The organism is Embleya australiensis, from assembly GCF_051903075.1.
Lineage (GTDB): Bacteria > Actinomycetota > Actinomycetes > Streptomycetales > Streptomycetaceae > Embleya.
This window is the reverse complement of record NZ_CP182422.1, coordinates 5,032,027-5,051,471: the sequence shown is the minus strand read 5'-3', so window position 1 is coordinate 5,051,471 and position 19,445 is coordinate 5,032,027. Positions and strand designations below refer to the sequence as shown.

13 protein-coding genes and 1 pseudogene are annotated in these 19,445 nt (G+C 69.4%); 5 read left to right on the top strand and 9 right to left on the bottom strand.

Features of this window, described 5'->3' with window-relative positions:
* Positions 1 to 7: 7 nt before the first annotated feature.
* The 4 genes from ACMXN5_RS22020 to ACMXN5_RS22005 form a co-directional block, all read right to left on the bottom strand.
* Positions 8 to 982, bottom strand: coding sequence for a hypothetical protein (locus ACMXN5_RS22020; RefSeq protein WP_439676647.1), 975 nt, complete (start codon positions 980 to 982; stop codon positions 8 to 10).
* Between the two features lie 203 nt (positions 983 to 1,185).
* Entirely contained in the window at positions 1,186 to 1,782 is a 597-nt protein-coding gene (locus tag ACMXN5_RS22015; RefSeq protein WP_439676646.1) for a Uma2 family endonuclease, read from the bottom strand.
* Between the two features lie 79 nt (positions 1,783 to 1,861).
* Positions 1,862 to 2,473 (bottom strand): hypothetical protein, encoded by a 612-nt coding sequence (locus ACMXN5_RS22010; protein ID WP_439676645.1) that lies wholly within the window; start codon positions 2,471 to 2,473, stop codon positions 1,862 to 1,864.
* Between the two features lie 88 nt (positions 2,474 to 2,561).
* Positions 2,562 to 2,963 (bottom strand): hypothetical protein, encoded by a 402-nt coding sequence (locus ACMXN5_RS22005; protein ID WP_395787905.1) that lies wholly within the window; start codon positions 2,961 to 2,963, stop codon positions 2,562 to 2,564.
* A 150-nt stretch (positions 2,964 to 3,113) separates the two neighbouring features.
* On the opposite strand from ACMXN5_RS22005, the pseudogene ACMXN5_RS22000 reads away from it, so the two are divergent.
* Positions 3,114 to 3,266: pseudogene (locus ACMXN5_RS22000) on the top strand (enoyl-CoA hydratase/isomerase family protein); the annotation flags it as partial.
* Between the two features lie 178 nt (positions 3,267 to 3,444).
* Here ACMXN5_RS22000 and ACMXN5_RS21995 read toward each other — a convergent pair.
* The 3 genes from ACMXN5_RS21995 to ACMXN5_RS21985 form a co-directional block, all read right to left on the bottom strand.
* Positions 3,445 to 4,125: a hypothetical protein gene (locus tag ACMXN5_RS21995; protein ID WP_439676644.1), complete on the bottom strand. Its 681-nt coding sequence runs from the start codon at positions 4,123 to 4,125 to the stop codon at positions 3,445 to 3,447.
* Between the two features lie 583 nt (positions 4,126 to 4,708).
* A complete protein-coding gene (locus ACMXN5_RS21990) occupies positions 4,709 to 5,389 on the bottom strand; it encodes a response regulator (protein WP_439676643.1) in 681 nt (226 codons plus the stop codon).
* Complete coding sequence (locus ACMXN5_RS21985; protein WP_439676642.1) at positions 5,386 to 6,714, bottom strand: sensor histidine kinase; 1,329 nt, start codon at positions 6,712 to 6,714, stop codon at positions 5,386 to 5,388. The genes ACMXN5_RS21990 and ACMXN5_RS21985 overlap by 4 nt, the downstream gene beginning before the upstream one ends.
* Positions 6,715 to 7,063: 349 nt before the next feature.
* Here ACMXN5_RS21985 and ACMXN5_RS21980 point away from each other — a divergent pair, with 349 nt between their 5' ends.
* The gene (locus ACMXN5_RS21980) at positions 7,064 to 9,370 is read left to right on the top strand and encodes an MMPL family transporter (protein WP_439676641.1); all 2,307 of its coding nucleotides are present in this window, start codon (positions 7,064 to 7,066) and stop codon (positions 9,368 to 9,370) included.
* Positions 9,371 to 9,481: 111 nt separating this feature from the next.
* On the opposite strand, the gene ACMXN5_RS21975 is transcribed toward ACMXN5_RS21980, so the two are convergent.
* Both ACMXN5_RS21975 and glgP read right to left on the bottom strand, forming a co-directional pair.
* Positions 9,482 to 10,687 carry a L,D-transpeptidase gene (locus ACMXN5_RS21975; RefSeq protein WP_439676640.1) on the bottom strand — a complete coding sequence of 402 codons (1,206 nt, stop codon included), beginning with the start codon at positions 10,685 to 10,687 and terminating at the stop codon, positions 9,482 to 9,484.
* A 282-nt stretch (positions 10,688 to 10,969) separates the two neighbouring features.
* The gene (gene glgP / locus ACMXN5_RS21970; RefSeq protein WP_439676639.1) at positions 10,970 to 13,582 is read right to left on the bottom strand and encodes an alpha-glucan family phosphorylase; all 2,613 of its coding nucleotides are present in this window, start codon (positions 13,580 to 13,582) and stop codon (positions 10,970 to 10,972) included.
* 419 nt (positions 13,583 to 14,001) lie between these two features.
* Here glgP and ACMXN5_RS21965 point away from each other — a divergent pair, with 419 nt between their 5' ends.
* Genes ACMXN5_RS21965 through ACMXN5_RS21955 form a run of 3 tightly spaced genes read left to right on the top strand, consistent with a single transcriptional unit; the run spans position 14,002 to position 19,402 of the window.
* Positions 14,002 to 16,263 (top strand): alpha-1,4-glucan--maltose-1-phosphate maltosyltransferase, encoded by a 2,262-nt coding sequence (locus ACMXN5_RS21965; RefSeq protein ID WP_439676638.1) that lies wholly within the window; start codon positions 14,002 to 14,004, stop codon positions 16,261 to 16,263.
* Positions 16,260 to 17,954 carry a maltose alpha-D-glucosyltransferase gene (gene treS / locus ACMXN5_RS21960; protein ID WP_078975378.1) on the top strand — a complete coding sequence of 565 codons (1,695 nt, stop codon included), beginning with the start codon at positions 16,260 to 16,262 and terminating at the stop codon, positions 17,952 to 17,954. The genes ACMXN5_RS21965 and treS overlap by 4 nt, the downstream gene beginning before the upstream one ends.
* Positions 17,951 to 19,402, top strand: a complete 1,452-nt coding sequence (locus ACMXN5_RS21955; protein ID WP_379995066.1) for a maltokinase N-terminal cap-like domain-containing protein — start codon at positions 17,951 to 17,953, stop codon at positions 19,400 to 19,402. The genes treS and ACMXN5_RS21955 overlap by 4 nt, the downstream gene beginning before the upstream one ends.
* The last annotated feature ends 43 nt before the right edge of the window (positions 19,403 to 19,445 follow it).

Genomic DNA, 19,445 nt, shown 5'->3' with positions numbered 1-19,445 from the left:
CGGTGGGTCAGCCTCGGGGCGGGCCCCACGGCGGCGGCGGTTGGCGGTATTGGGGCTGCTGCCAGGCCGGGTGCTGATGCGGGTTGGCCTGCGGCGACGGGTACGGCGGGTACGGCGGGGCCGGTTGCCACGGGTTGGCCGGCTGCGGCGCCGCCCACGGGCCGGTCTGGTGCGGGAACCCCATCGGCGGCATCGGCGGCTCGGGGCGACGGGTCGGGTGCGGGCCGCCCCGGAAGGTCACGCCGTAGCGGCTGCGCACCCGGCGAATCTCCCACATCGACATCAGGGTGATCGTGATCGGGCCTCCGAGCGACCCGATCAGCCGTACCGCGGTCGGCAGCGCGCCCTTGCCGCCGTCGTCCCCGAGGTCGATCAGCGCGCCACACCACGAGAGCCAGGGTGCGATCACCGCGGGCAGCAGCGGGTGCCCGTCCACGGCGCGGAACAGGTGCTGCGGGATGGCGCGTACGGCGAGGAACCAGAAGCGCATCACCCACACGGACACGATCAGGCCGAGCGCGGTGAGCAGGAATGCCTGCACACTGGCGTTGGCGTTGACCTTGGTGGTGCCGTACGCGAACGAGCCCAGACCGCCGAGCGTGGCCACCGAGACGACCACGAACAGACCGAGCGAACGCAGCGGCAACATCAGGCTCTTGCGCGTCTCGGTCCGCATGTCGGGGCGGGTGAGCGCGATCATGATGCCCACCGCGATCGGGCAGGCGATGATCGCCACGAAGACGGAGGCGATGAAGCTCGCCATCCACCCCCGGGCGGCATCGTCGGTGCCCCCATAGGTGATCGCGATCCACACCAGCACGCCGAGCCCGAGCCAGGAGCGGATCGCCCGCACCCGCTCCAGCGTCACATCGCGCCCGATCAGCCGGTAGTCCGGCACGAAGTAGCGCTCGGCCACCCGTTTCGGCAGCGGAATCCAACCGAACACGAACATCGGCTTGCGCTCGATCCCCGAGTGCGTCACACGCAGGCCTTCCTCGACGACGCGCCCCCGTCAGGCGCCGACTCGCCCCGATGTTAGGGGGTCGCGCACCTCGAACCACCACATGCTGCCCGCAACGCCGCCGCGATCACCACGATGTCCCCCATCGAGCCGTCCGCCACGGCGACGATGAGATCGAAAAGCGCCTCCTCGTCGAGGGGTGCACGTCGATACCGCGGGGCGGGCTAATCGTTTTGCCGCGTCACTCGGCGCAGCCTGCGCAACTCGTCGGGCCGAACCGTCACCTCGAATGGCGCCGGTGGCATCGCCGCGTGCACTCCCTCGACTCGGGTCACGGAGCTGTACGCCCCGTCTCGAAGCTCGAACCCCTCCAGCACGGAATCGTTGGGCTCCAGCACCCAGTAGTACTCGATCCCCCACGACGCGTACTTCTTGAGCTTGTCGACGCTGTCTCGGCCTGCCTGTCCAGGCGAGACGATCTCGACCGCGAGCAGCACGTGCTCCGGGTCGAGCCAGATGTCGTCCTCGTCGGACTTCTCGCCGGCCCGGGCAGCGGCACCCTCGACCACTACGACGTCAGGTTGCGTGAAATCGTTGTCATGCCGCACGTTGATGTTCTCGTAGACGACGCAGTCCACACCGGCGTCCTCAGCGGCAGCCTCGAGCAACATGGCCAATCGCCGCGAGACCATCTGGTGCCGACGGGAGGGGGCGGGAGACATCATGAGTGCACCGTCCAGCAATTCGACACGCCATCCATCGGCATGGATCTCCAGAACGTCTTCGGGCGTCCACACGCGATCGAATGCGGGAAGGCTCACGGCACTCCTTCGATTGACCGGACTTGTCTGATTCTACGAGGTAGGCGCGCTCGCATCTCGTTTGGCCGATGATCCGCTGCTACTTCTTCGACCAGTCCTTTTGGGGGAGGTCGGCGCGGCCCTGGGGGGCTTCGGCGTTGGTGCGTAGGAGGAGGGCTGTGGGGGTGGTGTTCTTGGGGAGGTCGAACCACAGGTCTTCGACCAGGGTGTCGGAGGCGCCGAGGGTGAAATCGCGCAACTGGCGCTTGATCTCCATCGATTCGAGGTCCATGCCGAGTTGGGTGCCGTCCGAGAGGACCAGGCGCTGTTCCAGGTTGGCGACCTGCACGGTGGCCAGCGAGTTGTTGGCGATGGAGATCTTGACCCGGCACAGCCGGCCCTTGGCGAAGTGTTCGGCGTGTGTGCCGGTGATCCACTCGATGCCGCAGGTCAGCCCCTGCGCGGTGAACGTGGTCTGCCCGCTGAGCACGGGCGCCGCCTTTACCGGGATCTCCGTCTCGCGCATCATCATCTTCAGCGGCTTGTCCTTCTCCGGCCAGTACAGCGCCGCCGCCCCCGCCGCGACCCCCGCGCCGATCAACAACCCGAGTACGAACCCGATGGCGATCCACTGCCGGATCCGCCGCCGAGCCCCGAGATGGCCCGCCACCTCGCCCCGTAACTCGTCGATCCGCCGACCCACGGGAACCATTCGCCACCCCTGTCTCCGCAACCGAGGCACGCATCGTATGGGCGCGCTCCCACCGCTGACGAGAGCTTTACGAAGGGGCGCCCGGCCCTCAGTCGTGCTCGATCAGGGACGCCGCCGCGCGGGCGATGGCGGCGTCGAGCGGGCCCAGCGGAGTGGGCACGGCGTTCTCGCTCGGCGCGATGTACCAGACCAGCGGCCCGGATCCACCACGCGGCGGAGGAAAGGTCACCCAGGCCCCGAGACCGTGCCGACTCGGCCCGCGCTGATCTCGCAACCGCGTGCGATCCGGACCCGAGACCGGAACGAGGAAGCCCATCTTCGCGCAGCGCCGGTCGTAAATCACCGGCCCGACCCGAACTCCCGCCGCCCGCAGGTGCTTCACCACCTCGCGTCCCAGCCGCGCATCCACCTCGATCACGTCGAACGTCTGCCCGGCGGCCACCAGACGCGGAGCGTAGGGGTTGCCGCCGGGCTCGGCCGAGTCGTACATGGGGTGACACCTTCATCCATCGGATCGACGCCGCCCCCCGCACCCCCATCCCAACCCGCCACGCCCACCCGCGCCCCCCACACTCACGACTTGATGCCCTTCCGTCACCTGTTCGGCCCACCCGAACCGGCCCATCCACCCTGCGGCCGTCGTCGTGTCGACCGACCCGGCCCGGTGATCCACGGCGGGGAGAAGGTGTTCGCGGCGGGCGCGGACATCAAGGAGATGGCCGACATGACGTACACGGACATGGCCGACCGGGGCGCCGCGCCGCAATCCGCGTTCACCGCCGTCGCCGAGATCAATCGGATTTGGATGAACGCCTTCCGGACAAACCAGGCTCTCTGCGCATATGCGGAGGAACCAGAGCATTTGGGCTATTGATCAGAATGATCAAGATCCAGATAAGCACAAAAACCGGTACGCCGACTCCGATGCCAATCAGCGACCGCGCCCGCCTTTCTCCGATCGTCGAGGTTGATCAGCCGAACATCTTATGCCAGCCGTCCTTGAACGCATTCTTGAACGAAGGGGAGGAGACTGTCGCGAGTAGGTTCGCGTCGGAGACCGAGTCCCTGTAGGACGCGGTCTTTCGGCCGAGGGCGTCGTAGGTGTAGGCGAGTTTCTGGCCGCGGGCGTCGGTGGTGCCGATCACGCGGCCGACGAGGTCGTAGCGGGTGTCGGACGGGCCCTTGTCGGGGTCCTCGACGTGGGTTTTGCGGCCGAGGAAGTCGTAGGTGTACGTCCACGTGTTGCCGCCCGCGTCGGTGACGGTCTTCAGTTCCTCGCGCGGGGTGTAGGTGTAGGTGATCCTCGAGTAGTCGTCGCCGGTGGGGTTGCCGCCGTTGTACTCGCGCAGCTCGCCCGGCTTGCCGCGCGCGTCGGAGATCGACACGGTCGCGACACCGCCCGGCGGCGGGGTCACCCGCGTCTCGTCCGCGCCGGCGTAGGCAATCGACGTGCGCCACTGCTCGATGGTTTTGGACGCGAACACCTGGGCGGTGGTGCGGCCCATGCCGTCGTAGACGACCGCGTTCTGACCGGAGATCTCGTTGTCGTTGCCGACGAACACGGACGTGTCCGGACCCGATGTGCCGTCGAAATAGGGCTGGTTGGTCTTGACCGCGCGGCCGAGGCTGTCGTGGAAGGTGTCCGTGACCACGCGACCGGGGTCACCGGCGGCGGTCGTCGACTGGGTCTGCCGCTCCTGCGGGAAACGGTTCAGGATCCCGCTGCCCACCTCACCCCTGACGAAGCCCGGCGCGGAAACCGTCCTCGCCAACCTGACGATGTTGCAGAAACCGCTGGGCGTGGAAAACATCGACCCGGTCTATTGGACACTGTGGGTGGAACTGTGCTTCTACCTGATGTTCGCCGTCGTCGTCTGGCGTGGGGTCACCTACCGCCGGGTCGTCCTGTTCTGCGGTCTGTGGACCGTCGGCTCCGTCGTCGCGTACGGCATCCAGAACGACACGCTCACCATGCTCGTGAATCCCGTCTACTCGCCGTTCTTCATCGCGGGCATGGCCTACTACCTGATGTATCGATTCCGTCCGACCCCGCTGCTGTGGGGCATCGTCGGCATGTCCTGGGTTCTGAGCGCCCACTACGCCCTCACCAAGACTTCCGGCGCGATTCCGTGGAGCCAGTGGGAACCGCGCAGGGCGCGGATCCTGATCCTCCTCACCGGCATCTACGCCGTCGTGGCGATCGGCCCTAGCGGAACCATCGCCGTCGAACCGGGCCTACGTCGTCCGGCCCGCCTGGACCAGTCCCGATTCGTAGGCGAAGACGACTGCTTGGGCGCGGTCTCGGACGCCGAGTTTGGCGAACAGGCCGGTGGCGTGGTTTTTCACGGTCTGGACGCCGATGCTCATCGTCTGGGCGATTTCGGCGTTGTCCAGGCCCGCCGCGATCAGGCGTAGGACCTCCACCTCGCGAGGGGTCAGGTCGCGCAGGCCCGTCGCCGACGGTTGCGGGGCCGAGGGGGCCTTGACGAAGGACTCGATCAGGCGCGTGAGCAGCCGCGGCGCGACCGCGGCCTCGCCCAGGTGGACCGTGTGCACCGCCGCGATCAGGTCCTCGGGCAGTACGTCCTTGGGCAGGAAGCCGATGGCCCCGGCGCGCAGCGCGCCCACCACGTACTCGTCCATGTCGAACGTGCTCAGCGCGAGCACCCGGCACTCGGGCAGTTCCTCGGTCAACCGCGCGGTGGCCTGTACGCCGTCGAGCACCGGCATGCGGATGTCCATCAGGATCACGTTCGGACGCAGCCGATGCGCGGCCTCGATCGCCTGCGCGCCGTCGTCGACCTCGCCGATCACCTCGATACCGGGGTCGGAGCGCAGGATCAGCGCCAAGCCCCGACGCACAAGCGGCTGATCGTCCGCGAGCAGCACGGTGACCGGGGGTGCGTCCACGCTCATCGGTTCAAGTCCTCTCCTGGCTCCGCCGGCGGCAGGGGCACGAGTGCGGCCACCCGGAATCCGCCTTCGGGACGCCTGCCCGTCTCGAGCACACCACCATGCACGGCAACACGCTCGCGCATACCGAGAAGACCGTACCCGCCTCCCGCGACCGCGGCGCCCCCGCGGCCCGCGTCGCCGTCGTCGCAGACCTCCACCGCGACCAGGTCGGACCGGTATTCGAGCCTTACGAAGGCCCGCGCGTCACCCGCGTGCCGGCGCGCGTTGGTCAGCGCCTCCTGCACGATCCGGTACAGCGTGAGCCCGATCGCCAACGGCACCCGACGCGGCTCGCCCAGCGCCTCGAACTCGACGGGCAGCCCGGCCGCGCGCGACTCGGCGAGCAGCCGGTCGATCTCGCGGATCCCCGGCTGGGGTTCGGAGGGCGCGTCCTCGGCCGCGTCGGTGCTGCGCAGCACGCCGAGCAGTTGGCGCATCTCGCGCAGCGCGGTGCGGCCGGACGACTCCAGCGTGACCAGCGCCTCCCGGGCGGTGTCGGGATCGCGGTCGAGGGTGGCGCGCGCGCCGCCGGACATCAGGTACATGGTGGTGATGTGGTGCGCGACGATGTCGTGCAGCTCGCGCGCGATCCGCCGGCGCTCCTCGGTCACCGCCCGCTCCGCGAGCAGCCGCCGGTTCAGCGTCACCTGCTCGCGCCACCGGCGCAACCAGACGCCCACCGCGATCACCAGGGCGATGAACAGCGTGTCGCCGAACACCATCAGCGGGGTGGCCGAGTTCTCCTGCGTCGCGTGCGCCGCCTGACCCGCGAGCGCCGCGAGACCGGCCACACCGATGGCACGTGCGCCGCGATACCGGGCCACCGTGTACAGCGCGACCGCGATCGACAAGGAGAAGTTGTGCGCGTGCATCGTGACGACCGCGGACAACGCCACGTAGAGCGCGACCAGAACGCCGAGCACGGGCATCGGCCGGCGCTGGCGGAGGAACAGCGCACCGGCGCCGGCCGTGATCAGCAGCGCGCCGATCACGGAGGCGTGCGGCGCGGCCGTATGGCCGGCGCCGATGTACGAGGCGAGGTCGGCCGCCCCGCAGCCGAGCGCGATCAGCAGGTCGTTGCGGGTGCGCCGGCAGGCTTCGATCCGCCGACGGAGCAGCCCGACCAGCCCGGGGTACCGCCCCGGCCTCGGACCGGGACCCGAACCCGCGCCGGCCGACTCGACCGCCGACCCGATCCCCGGACCGGCCGGCGCCGGCTCCGCGGCCGGCGCCCCGATCGTGGTGATCGTCGCCGGCCCCGCCGCTGAGCGGTGCTCGGAGCCCATTCGCGGGCCTCCTTCGTGGTTGGTGCCGTTCGTTCGCCCGCGCCGCGGCCGGCGTCCCCCACCCCGCCCGCCCGGCACGTCCGCCCGGTCGTCCCATTCCATCGCCCGTGCCCGGTTTTCTGAACCTCATCGCAGATGATCCGCGCCCCGGACCCGAGTCCTGGTTCCGCGATCCGCCCGGACCGTGGTCCCGGTCCACTCCCCTTCCCCCGGTCGATGTCCGAGGGGGGTTTCGCATGATCAGCTTGAGGCATTCCGGAGTTCCGCATCGAACTCCCATGTTTCGATCCGACGGCGGAGAAGGAAAATGATCCGTAGAACAACCGCGTTCGCCACACGTCATCGATGGATGACGATTATCGTCTGGGCGATCGTCGGTATAGCCCTGACCGCCGTCGGCCAGCCGTTGATGAACAGCGTCACCGATTCGTCGACCGGCGACTTCCTGCCGAAGAAATACGATTCCGCGGCAGCGCTCCAGATCGCCGAGAAGAAGTTCGACGAAAAGCCCGACCCGAACGCGGTGACCGTGCTCGTGGCCCGCGCCGACGGTGCCAAGCTCGGCCCGCAGGACCAGAAGAAGATCGCCGACACGGCCACCGGCCTGTCCGCGAAGCGCATCAAGGCGGAGCCGGAGCAGTTCGCCAAGGACTTCTCCCAGACGCCGCGCTACACGGTCGGCGTGGTCGCGCCCGACGGGACGTTCCAACTGCTCACCCTGTCGCTGAGCGGCAATGCGACCGACACCGGTCTCCAGGACGTGTACCGGGACGCTCGTGATCTCGCGAAAACCGATTACCAGGCTGCCGGATTCCGGGTCGGATTCACCGGCGGTATCGCAAGCACGGTCGACAACATGGATGAGGAAAAGGACACCGAGGCACTCGTCGGCGCGTTGACGATGGGTCTCATCATCTTGCTGAACGTGGTGGTCTTCCGCAGCATTCTGGCCGCGATCCTGCCGCTGCTCGCGGTGGCGCTGATCGGCGGTGTAGCCACCGGCGCGGTCGCCGGCAGCGCGAAGCTCCTGGACATCAAGGTCGACCCGTCCGTGCCGTCCCTGATCACCGTCGTCCTGCTCGGCATCGTCGTCGACTACTTCCTGTTCCTGATGTTCCGCTTCCGTGAGGAGTTGCGGGCCAACCCGCAGATGGACAAGCGCGAGGCCGCCGCCAACACCGCCGGCCGGGTGGGCAACGCGATCACCTGCGCGGCGCTGACCATCGTGGCGGCGTTCGCCACCCTGGGCATCGCCAGCTTCGGTCAGTTCAAGGTGCTCGGCCCGGCCATCGCGGTCTCGGTGCTCGTCGCCCTGATCGGTAGCCTCACCCTGCTGCCCGCGCTGCTCGCGGTCACCGGTCGGGCGATGTTCTGGCCGGCCCGGGCCTGGAAGAAGGAGCGTCCGGCGGGCTTCGCCGCCCGACTGGGCGAGAACATCAGCGCGCGTCCGGTGCGCTACCTGCTCGGCAGCCTGGTCCTGCTCGGTGCGCTCGGCGCCGGCGCGGTCGGCGTGAAGATGAGCTACGACCAGCACGGTCAGCCCACCACCAACGCCACCAGGACCGCCGACGAGATCTCCCGCTCGCTGCCCGCGGGCGTGTCCGACCCGCACACCGTCTACGTACAGACCAAGGCCGGCGGCAAGCTCGATGAACGTTCGCTCACCGGACTGACCGGCGCGCTGGGCAAGGTCGAGGGTGTCGGCCAGGTCGCCAAGCCGGTGCTCAACCCGGACAAGTCGGCCGCCCGGATCGACGTGTTCCTGGCCGCCAAGGCCGACACCCAAAAGGCCCGTGACCTGATCACCGGCCCGGTCCGAGGCACCATCGCCAAGAACACGCCCGAGGGCAGCGAGGCGCACATCACCGGAACGGCGGCGATCTTCGCCGACGTGGCCACCGCGGTGAACAAGGACCTCAAGCTGGTCTTCCCGGTCGCCGCGATCCTGATCGCGCTGATCCTGTTCCTGCTGCTGCGCTCGCTGCTGGCGCCGCTGGTGCTGATGCTCGCGGTCGGGTTGGGCTTCGTGGCCACGCTCGGCGCCGGGACGCTGGTCTTCCAGCACATGCTCGACCGCCCCGGGGTGTCCTTCACCCTGCCGCTGGTGTTGTTCCTGTTCGTGGTCGCGCTGGGCACCGACTACAACATCCTGATGAGCGACCGGCTCCGGGAGGAGATGGAGAAGCCGGTCCCGGCCCGCAAGGCGGTGGCCGAGGCGGTCCGGCACACCGCGCCGGCGATTGCCACGGCCGGTCTGGTCCTGGCCGGCTCCTTCGCCAGCCTGGCGGCCAGCCCCGCGACCGCCGAGATCGGCTTCGCCACCGCGGTCGGCATCCTGCTCTCCTCGATGCTGCTCTCGATCGTGCTGGTGCCCTCGATCGCCGCGATCCTGGGCCGGGGCCTGTGGTGGCCGCGTCGGAGCAACAAAGGGCACGGGGACGGGGCGGGCGCGCCGACGGCGTACGGCCACCCGGACGCGGACCGCACGCTCGTGACCGAGCCGCAGATGGCCGGTGGCTACGGGCCCGCCCCGTACGCCGGACAGCAGCCCTACCCGGGGCAGCAGCCCTACTCGGGGCAGCCGTACCAGGCGCAACAGCCCCACCCCGGGCAGCCGTACGGGCAGCACCACCGCCCGGACCAGCCGCACGGCTGACCGAGCCGAGCGGAACACGACACGACCAGCAACCCCGAAGGGGGCGGCGCCGGGACACCGGCACCGCCCCCTTCGGGGTTGCGCGCTTCGCGAGTTCGGGCGATCGAACGATCAGTTCGCCGCCGTCCAGCCCGCCCAGTCCATCGCCCAGCCGCTCCAGCCGTTGTCGGGGTCGACCGTCTTCCTGGGCGAGTTGACCACCTCGACCACGTCCCCGATCAGCGACTCCTTGTAGAACCACGCCGCGTTCATGCTCGGGTCGCCGCCGCCCTTGACGTCCTGCAGGCTCACACAGCCGTGGCTGGTGTTCTCCTTGCCGAACGGCAGCGGGTCCGTACGCCAGTAGTTGCCGTGCACGTAGGTGCCGGTGTTGCTCAGCCGCATGCCGTGCGGGACGTCCTTGATGTCGTACACGCCCTTGGCCAGGCCGACCGTCTGGGAGTCCATGTGCACCGTGGGCTCCTTGGACATGATCGTCATCTTGCCGTTCCACGAGGGGTTCTCCGCGTCCCCCAGGCTGGCCGGCAGCTTCTTGAGCAGCGCGCCGTCGCGGGTGATCGCCAACGTGTGCGCGGTGTGGTCGGCGACGCTGGTCTGCGCGCGGCCGACGGTGAAGGTGACGTCCTTCTTCTGCTTGCCGTAGACGCCCGGGGAGGTCTGCTTCCCGTCCAGGTCCAGGTGCAGGGTCACCTTCGTGCCGGGCTTCCAGTACTTCTCCGGGCGGAAGTCCAGCCGCTGGTTGCCGAACCAGTGGCCCTTGACCTCGACGGCGGGCTCCGAGGTGACCTTGACCGACTGGTTCACCACCGCCTTGTCCGTGACCTTCTTGGTGAACTCCAGCGAGACGATCATGCCGACGCCGTACGTCTCGTTCGCGTCGATGTTGAACACGCCGTAGTTGGTGTTCGCCGGGGTGAGCGTGGTGAACGAGGACTGGAGCGCCGACACCAGCCCGGCGGCGTCGGTCGCGGTCGCGGACACCGCATACTTGGTGCCGGTCTGCAGAGCCGCCGCGGGCTGCCAACTCGCCCCGTCCGGCGAGATGGTGCCCTCGACCGGTTTGCCGCCCTCGGAGGAGGTCACGGTGACCTGGGTCAGCTTCCCGGCGCTCGCGCTCACCTTCAGCGCGCCGTCGGTGGCCACCTCCGTCGCGCCGTCCTTCGGCAGGATCGTGACCACCGCCTGGGACACCTTGGGAGCGCCGTCCGGGGCCTTGGTCTGCGCGATGGGCGCGACCTTGTCGTCCTTCGCGTCCTTCCCGTCCTTCTTCCCGCCGCCCCCGCCACACGCTCCCGCGCCCAGGAGCGCGACGCACACCGCGAGCGCCGGGAGGGCCCTGTGGATCCGCCGTCGCGAACGAGGTCTGTGTGCGCTCGAACCGGATGTGGCCCCTGCTGCCGTCGTCGACATGGATCTCCCTAAGTCGCTGCGCTACCGGAAGGGATGACCCTGTTGCCCACCCCCGCCGTTACGACCGGGGGGTATGAGTTCAATCACCACCCCGGAACGGAACCGCGGGCGCGGGCCGCCGCCGGCCGAAAAACGCCTCGGGCCCCGCCGTCCCGAAGGACGCCGGGGCCCGAGCCCGCGATCACCGCGTCAGCGCAGCGCGATGCCCTCCGCGAAGCCCTCGCTCTCCGGCGGGATCGCGATCAGGCCGAGTTCGGCGGGGCCGGCCAACAGCGGGTGGGTCGGCATGACCCGCACCGTGTAGCCGAACGGCCCGGTCCGGTCCAACGCGAGCGAACCCTCGTAGAACCAGCGGCCGTGCTCGTCCCGACGACCGGCCTTCAGCGGCGCGATCGTGCCGTCCACGATCCGGTCCGCGTCGTCGACCCGACCGTGCACGACCTGGACCTCCACGTCGGCGGGGGCGAGTTCGCCCAGCGAGACGAAGACCCGCAGGTTCAGCGTGTTGCCGACCTCGGGGGCGTCCCCTATCCCGCCCGACTCCACGTGATCGACCCGCACGCCCGGCCAGGACCGCCGCACGTGCGCCTTCCACTCGGCCAACTCCCGGGCGGCCGACCCGGTGATCGCCCGACCCGACAGCGCGGCCGGCGCGTACAGCACGTCGACGTAGTCCTTGACCATCCGGTCGGCCGGCACCTTCGGGCCGAGCGTGGCCAGCGTGTGTCGGACCATTTCCAGCCACCGGGTGGGCAGGCCCTCGGGGCCCCGGTCGTAGAACCTGGCCGCGACCGAGTTCTCGATCAGGTCGTAGAGCGCCGCCGCCTCCAAGTCGTCCCGACGATCCACGTCGGTGATCCCGTCGGCGGTCGGAATCGCCCACCCGTTCGAGCCGTCGTACCACTCGTCCCACCACCCGTCCAGGATGGACAGGTTCAGGCAACCGTTCAGCGCGGCCTTCATCCCGGAGGTGCCGCACGCCTCCAGCGGGCGCAACGGGTTGTTCAGCCACACGTCGCACCCGGGGTACAGGTGCTGCGCCATCGCGATGTCGTAGTCCGGCAGGAAGACGATCCGATGCCGGACGTCCTCGCCGTCGGCGAACCGCACCAGGTCCTGGATCAGCCGCTTGCCGCCCTCGTCGGCGGGGTGCGCCTTGCCGGCGATCACGATCTGCACCGGACGCTCCGGATGCAGCAACATCGAACGCAGCCGGTCCTGATCGCGCAGCATCAGGGTGAGCCGCTTGTAGGAGGGCACCCGGCGAGCGAACCCGATGGTCAGCACGTCGGGATCGAGCACCCCCTCGACCCAGCCCAATTCCGCCTCGCCGGCGCCGCGTTGCCGCCACGACGCGCGCAGCCGCAGCCGGGCCTCGGCGACCAGCTTCGCCCGCAGCGCGCGCCTCAACTCCCACAACGAGCCCGCCGACAGCCCATCGATCGCCGCCCACGCCGCCGGATCCTCGGCGAGTTCGACGCCCGCCTCGCGTGCGATCAGGTCGGTGACGTCGCCGTCCACCCACGTGGGCGCGTGTACGCCGTTGGTGATCGAGGTAATCGGTACCTCGGTGGTGTCGAAGCCCGGCCACAGGCCGTCGAACATGCCCCGACTGACCCGTCCGTGCAACTTGCTCACGCCGTTGGCCCGTTGGGCGAGCCGCAAGCCCATCACGGCCATGTTGAACACGCCCGGATCACCGTCCGGGTAGGTCTCCGCGCCGAGTGCGAGGACCCGATCCACCGGAACCCCCGGACACGCGAGGTCGCCGCCGAAATGCCGCTGGATCTGATCGCGACCGAACCGGTCGATGCCGGCCGGCACGGGCGTGTGCGTGGTGAACACCGTGCCCGCCCGGGCGGCTTCGAGGGCCGCGTCGAAGTCCAGCCCGTCGGTCCCGGTGAACTCGCGGATGCGCTCGATGCCCAGGAATCCGGCGTGGCCCTCGTTGGTGTGGAAGACCTCGGGCGCGGGATGGCCGGTGATCTCGCAAAAAGCCCGCAAAGCCCGCACCCCGCCGATGCCGAGCAGCATCTCCTGATGCAAGCGGTGTTCGCTCGTGCCGCCGTACAGCCGGTCGGTCACCTCGCGTTCGGCGGGCTCGTTCTCCTCGATGTCGGAGTCGAGCAGGAGCAGTGGCACCCGACCGACCTGGGCCTTCCAGATCCGCGCGTGCAACTCACCCGTCGGGAGTCCGATGACCACCCGTGCGGGTGCACCATCGGCACCCCGAAGGAGGGTCAGCGGCAACTCGTTGGGGTCGAGGAGGGGGTAACGCTCCTGCTGCCAACCGTCTCGGGACAACGACTGTCGGAAGTAGCCGTGGCGGTACATCAATCCGACCCCGACGATGGGCACACCCAGGTCGCTGGCGGCCTTGAGATGGTCGCCCGCGAGGATGCCCAAACCCCCGCTGTACTGCGGAAGTGCCGCCGTGATGCCGTACTCCGGCGAGAAGTACGCGATGGCCGCCGGCGGTGCGGCCAGGCTTCCGCCGGTATCCGAGAGGGTTTGATACCAGCGAGGTCCGGTCAGGTATTCGTGCAGGTCTTCGGCTGCGACCCGCAGGCGGGCAAGGAAGCGGCGGTCGTCGGCGAGCGCGCCGAGCTTGTCGTTCGGCACGGTGCCGAGGAGGCGGACCGGATCCCGGCCGACCGCCGCCCAGGTGTCCGGGTCGATCGACTCGAACAGGGCGCGGGTCTCCGCGTGCCAGGACCAGCGGAGGTTCATTGCCAGTTCACCCAGTGGCTCCAGCGGAGCGGGCAGAACCGTACGCACGGTGAATCTGCGGATTGCTCTCACGCTGCGACCCTAGCCGGAAGGCGGCAGAACTTGCGACAGTGGATGCAGTGCGCTTGCAAAGCCGGCAAGATCTTGCGGATGGGTCTGGGGGCGTTTTTACACCATATGGACCGTGCCCCGATCGACTTGACGATCGTTGAACAGCCGGGTCCTTCCGTCCCGCCGTACCGCGGACACACCAGACATCCGCCGTCCACGGTCGCGGGCCGGGCCCCACCCGGTCCCCGCCTGGTGGTCGCGTCACGAGCAATGGCCGCCGCGCAGCGGTGAGAGGTGGACCCGAGCGATCCCACCGGTCGCCGCCGGGTCGGTTCGTCGCCACTCCCGGGTCCGGCAATCGGGGTATCGAGTGGGTTTCCGTACGGGTGCATCGCGCGCGACGCGCACGGGACGCCCGTCCGTGGGTACAGGAGTTCGGCATGACCAGTTCGGCTGGGAAGGACCCCGGGGGCGCTCGCGCACCCCGGGCGGGGCAGGTCGCGGCCGACGAGGCCGCGGCACGGAAGACGACCGCCGGAGGGTCGCGGGCCACACGGGCCGCAGCCGCGCCGGCCGACACCACCGCGACGTCGACCGCCGCGAAGTCACCGGCGCGCGCCGGGAAATCCGGGCGGACCGCGGGCGCCGCGGGCGCCGCGGGCGCCGGGCGCAGCGGCGGGTCGACCAAGACGGCCAAGACGGCCGCGCCGCGGATCGGGCGGATCCCGATCATCGACGTCGAACCCGTGGTCGACGGCGGCACCCGCCCGGTGCGCGCGATCCCGGGCGAGACCTTCCGCGTCGGCGCCACGGTCTTTCGCGAAGGCCACGACGCGGTGGCCGCGGGCGTCGTGTTGCGCGACCCGCGCGGCCGGGCCGGCGCGCTCACCCCGATGATCCCGGGCACGCCCGGAACCGACCGGATGCACGCTACGGTCACTCCGACCGCCGAGGGGATGTGGTCCTACGCGGTCGAGGCGTGGGGCGATCCGATCGCAACCTGGCGGCACGCCGCCGGGATCAAGATCCCGGCGGGCCTGGAGGTGGGACTCGTCCTGGAGGAGGGCGCGCAACTCCTGGAGCGGGCCGCCGCCGGGGTGCCGAAAAAGGACGGCCGGCGGGCGGTCGTGCTGGCCGCGGTCGACGCGCTGCGGGACGAGACGCGCTCGCCCGCCGAGCGGCTGGCCGCGGCGCGCTCGGCCGAGTTGGACGAGGTGTTGGCCCGGCATCCGCTGCGCGAGCTGGTCACCTCATCGGCCCGCTATCCGCTGCGGGTCGAGCGCGAACGCGCGCTGTACGGCTCCTGGTACGAGTTCTTCCCCCGTTCCGAGGGCGCGGTGGTGGACCCCACCGGCGGCCGGCCCCCGCGCAGCGGCACCTTCCGCACCGCGATGGAACGGCTGACGCAGGTCGCGGCGATGGGCTTCGACGTGGTGTACCTGCCGCCGATCCACCCGATCGGCACCGCCTTCCGCAAGGGTCCCAACAACACCCTCGTGGCCGGCGAGCACGATCCCGGCTCGCCGTGGGCGATCGGCTCGCCCGAGGGCGGGCACGACGCGATCCACCCGGATCTGGGCACGATCGAGGACTTCGACGCGTTCGTGGCCCGGGCCCGCGAGTTGCGGATGGAGGTCGCCCTCGACTTCGCGCTCCAGGTCTCCCCCGACCACCCGTGGGTGGAGAAGCACCCCGAGTGGTTCCGGCACCGCGCCGACGGCACCATCGCCTTCGCGGAGAACCCGCCGAAGAAGTACCAGGACATCTACCCGATCGACTTCGACACCGACTTCGACGGTCTGGTCGAGGAGACGCTGCGGGTATTGCGGCACTGGATGGCGCACGGCGTACGGATCTTCCGGGTGGACAACCCGCACACCAAGCCGGTGATGTTCTGGGAGCAGGTGATCGCCACGATCAACGCGACCGATCCCGACGTGCTGTTCCTGGCCGAGGCGTTCACCCGGCCGGCGATGATGCGCACCCTGGCCAAGATCGGCTTCCAGCAGTCGTACACGTACTTCACCTGGCGCAACGGCAAGGACGAACTTCAGGAATACCTCACCGAGTTGACCACCGGCGAGGCGTCCGCCTACATGCGGCCGAACTTCTTCGTGAACACGCCCGACATCCTGCACGCGTATCTGCAGTACGGCGGTCCGGCCGCGTTCAAGGTCCGCGCCCTGCTCGCCGCCACGCTCTCCCCCACGTGGGGCGTCTACGCGGGTTTCGAGCTGTACGAGCACGTCGCCGTCAAGGCGGGCAGCGAGGAGTACCACGACTCGGAGAAGTATCAACTACGTCCGCGCGACTGGGCCCGCGCCGAACGCGAGGGGCGCTCGCTGGCGCCGTACATCACCACGCTCAACCGTGTGCGCCGCCGGCACCCGAGCCTGCAACGTCTACGAAACCTGACCTTCCATCACGTGGACGACGATGCGGTCATGGCCTTCTCCAAGCGCACCCGGGTGGGTGACGTCGACGACCTGGTCCTGGTCGTGGTGAACCTCGATCCGCACCACACCCACGAGGCGACGGTCCACCTGGACCTGCCCGCCCTCGGCCTGGACTGGCAGGACACCTTCGCGGTGCACGACGAGTTCACCGGAGCCGGTTACCGCTGGGGTCGGCACAACTACGTGCGTCTCGATCCCGCGCACGAGCCCGCGCATCTCTTCTCGGTCCGGAGGAACAGCCCGTGATCGTCAACGAACCCGTCCGCGACACCTTCGACGACACCCCGTCGCGGGATCGCGATCCCCTGTGGTTCAAGCGAGCCGTCTTCTACGAGGTCCTGGTCCGGTCCTTCCAGGACAGCAACGGGGACGGGGTCGGCGACCTCAAGGGACTGACCCAGAAGCTGGACTACCTCCAGTGGCTGGGCGTCGACTGCCTGTGGCTGCCGCCGTTCTTCGCCTCGCCGCTGCGCGACGGCGGCTACGACGTGGCCGACTACACCGCCGTGCTGCCCGAGTTCGGCGACCTCGCCGACTTCGTCGAGTTCGTCGACTCGGCGCACAAGCGCGGCATGCGGGTGGTGATCGACTTCGTGATGAACCACACGAGTGATCAGCACATGTGGTTCCAGGAGTCGCGGAACAACCCGGACGGGCCGTACGGCGATTACTACATGTGGGCCGACGACGACAAGGCCTACGGCGACGCGCGGATCATCTTCGTCGACACCGAGTCGTCCAACTGGACCTACGACCCGGTGCGCAAGCAGTACTTCTTCCACCGCTTCTTCGGCCACCAGCCGGATCTCAACTACGAGAACCCGCGCGTGCAGGAGGAGATGCTGGCCGGCCTGCGCTTCTGGCTGGACCTGGGCATCGACGGCTTCCGCCTCGACGCGGTGCCCTACCTGTTCGCGCAGGAGGGCACCAACTGCGAGAACCTGCCCGCCACCCACGAATTCCTCAAGCGGGTGCGCAAGGAGATCGACGACAAGTACCCGGACACCGTGCTCCTGGCCGAGGCCAACCAGTGGCCCGAGGACGTGGTGGACTACTTCGGCGACGGCGACGAGTGCCACATGGCGTTCCACTTCCCGGTGATGCCGCGCATCTTCATGGCGGTGCGCCGCGAGTCGCGCTATCCGGTCTCGGAGATCCTGGCCGGCACGCCGTCCATCCCGGACAACTGCCAGTGGGGCATCTTCCTCCGCAACCACGACGAGTTGACCCTCGAAATGGTCACGGACGAGGAACGCGACTACATGTACAAGGAGTACGCGAAGGACCCGCGCATGCGGGCCAACGTGGGCATCCGCCGCCGGCTCGCGCCGCTGCTCGACAACGACCGCAATCAGATCGAACTGTTCACGGCACTGCTGCTGTCACTGCCGGGCTCGCCCGTCCTGTACTACGGCGACGAGATCGGCATGGGGGACAACATCTGGCTCGGCGACCGCGACGGAGTGCGCACGCCGATGCAGTGGACGCCGGATCGCAACGCGGGCTTCTCCACGTGCGACCCGGGTCGGCTGTACCTGCCGAACATCATGGACCCGGTCTACGGCTACCAGGTCACCAACGTCGAGGCGCAGATGTCCAACGCCTCCTCGCTGCTGCACTGGACCCGCCGGATGATCGAGGTGCGCAAGCAGAACCCGGCCTTCGGGCTCGGTGTGTACAACGAGCTGACCTCGTCCAATCCCAGCGTGCTGGCGTTCCTCCGCGAATTCGAGGACGACATCGTGCTGTGTGTTCACAACTTCTCGCGCTTCGCCCAGCCGACCGAGCTGGATCTGCGGCAGTTCGAGACGTATGAACCGGTCGAGCTGCTCGGGGGGGTGACGTTTCCCGCGATCGGCGAGTTGCCGTATCTGCTCACCCTCGCGGGGCACGGTTTCTATTGGTTCCGCCTCACCCGTGGAGAAATGACGCTGTGACGGATTCCACCCGACCCCACGATCCGACTGCCTCCGCCGTGATCGCTCTGCTGCGCGACTGGCTGCCGCAGCAGAGATGGTTCGCCGGCAAAGGCCGGCCTCTTCGTGGGGTCGGCGTGGTCCACAGTCTCGAAGTGGTCTCCGGCGATCCCGCGCTGCACCACATGCTGCTGCGGGTCGACCACGGTGGCGCACCCGAGCACTACCAACTCCTCCTCGGCGTGCGCGCCGGTCTGCCGGACCGGCTCACGCACGCCCTGATCGGCCGATTGCCCAACGGCAGCAGCCTCTACGACGGCGTGCACGACGCGGAGCTGACCCGGTGGTTGCCGGAACGGTTCGTCGCGGCGGACACCGTCGGCCCGCTGGCCTTCCATCGCCCCGGCGCCCAAGCGCCCGATCCCGAGCACGTCGGCCTGGTGATCGGCGCCGAGCAGTCCAACACGTCGATCATCTTCGGCGACGACGTGATCCTGAAGTTGTTCCGCCGGGTGGTACCCGGGGTCAATCCGGACCTGGAGGTCTCGCTGGCCCTCGCCGGCGCGGGCTCGCGCCGGATCCCCGCGCCGATCGCCTGGTTCGACATGCCCTTCCCGGACGCGGACGGCGAGCCGACCACGCTGGGCATGCTCCAGGAGTACCTGCGCACCGGGACCGACGGCTGGGAGCTGGCCAAGACCTCGGTGCGCGACCTGTACGCGGGCCAGGAGGTACGCGGCGCGGGGCCGCACGCGCACGAGACCGGCGGCGACTTCGCCGGCGAGTCGTTCCGGTTGGGCGCGGCGACCGCCGAGGTACACGCCGACCTGGCCCGCTCGTTGCCCACCGCGGTGGCGGGCGAGCCGGAGCTGACCGCGATCGCCGACGACATGGAGCGCCGGTTGCACGCGGCGGCGGAGGCGGTGCCGGAGCTGGCCCCGTTCACCGATCGGTTGCGCGAGGCGTACCGGGACCTGCGCGCGCTGGGCCGCGACGGTCACCCCGTGCCGCTCCAGCGCATCCACGGCGACTTCCACCTCGGTCAGGTGATGCGTACCGCCACCCGGTGGGTGTTGCTCGACTTCGAGGGGGAGCCGGCCCGGCCGCTGCGCGAACGGCGCTCGTTGCACTCGCCGCTGCGCGACATCGCCGCGATGTTGCGCTCGTTCGACTACGCGGCCCGACACCTGCTGGCCGGCGGCGGCGGTTTCTGGGGGCGCGGGACGCCCGCGCCGCACCTGGTACGCCGTGCGGAGGAATGGGCCACCCGCAACCGGGAAGCCTTCTGTGCGGGGTACGCCGACGCGGGCTCGTTCGACCCGCACTCCGAACCCGTGCTGTTGCGGGCCTTCGAGACCGACAAGGCCGTCTACGAGGTCATGTACGAGTCGGGCAACCGCCCCTCGTGGTTGCCGGTGCCGATGTCGGCGATCCGGCGCCTGGCCGAACGTGCGCCGTTGCCGCACTGACGCATCGTCGATTCCCGTTCCGTACCAACGTCTCAGGAGGTCC

Bases quoted from the DNA above. Each gene is read 5' to 3' on its own strand.
- ACMXN5_RS22010 (WP_439676645.1), bottom strand. From the start codon at position 2,473: ATGGTTCCCGTGGGTCGGCGGATCGACGAGTTACGGGGCGAGGTGGCG.
- ACMXN5_RS21985 (WP_439676642.1), bottom strand. From the start codon at position 6,714: ATGGGCTCCGAGCACCGCTCAGCGGCGGGGCCGGCGACGATCACCACG.
- ACMXN5_RS22005 (WP_395787905.1), bottom strand. From the start codon at position 2,963: ATGTACGACTCGGCCGAGCCCGGCGGCAACCCCTACGCTCCGCGTCTG.
- ACMXN5_RS21965 (WP_439676638.1), top strand. From the start codon at position 14,002: ATGACCAGTTCGGCTGGGAAGGACCCCGGGGGCGCTCGCGCACCCCGG.
- ACMXN5_RS21980 (WP_439676641.1), top strand. From the start codon at position 7,064: ATGACGATTATCGTCTGGGCGATCGTCGGTATAGCCCTGACCGCCGTC.
- ACMXN5_RS21990 (WP_439676643.1), bottom strand. From the start codon at position 5,389: ATGAGCGTGGACGCACCCCCGGTCACCGTGCTGCTCGCGGACGATCAG.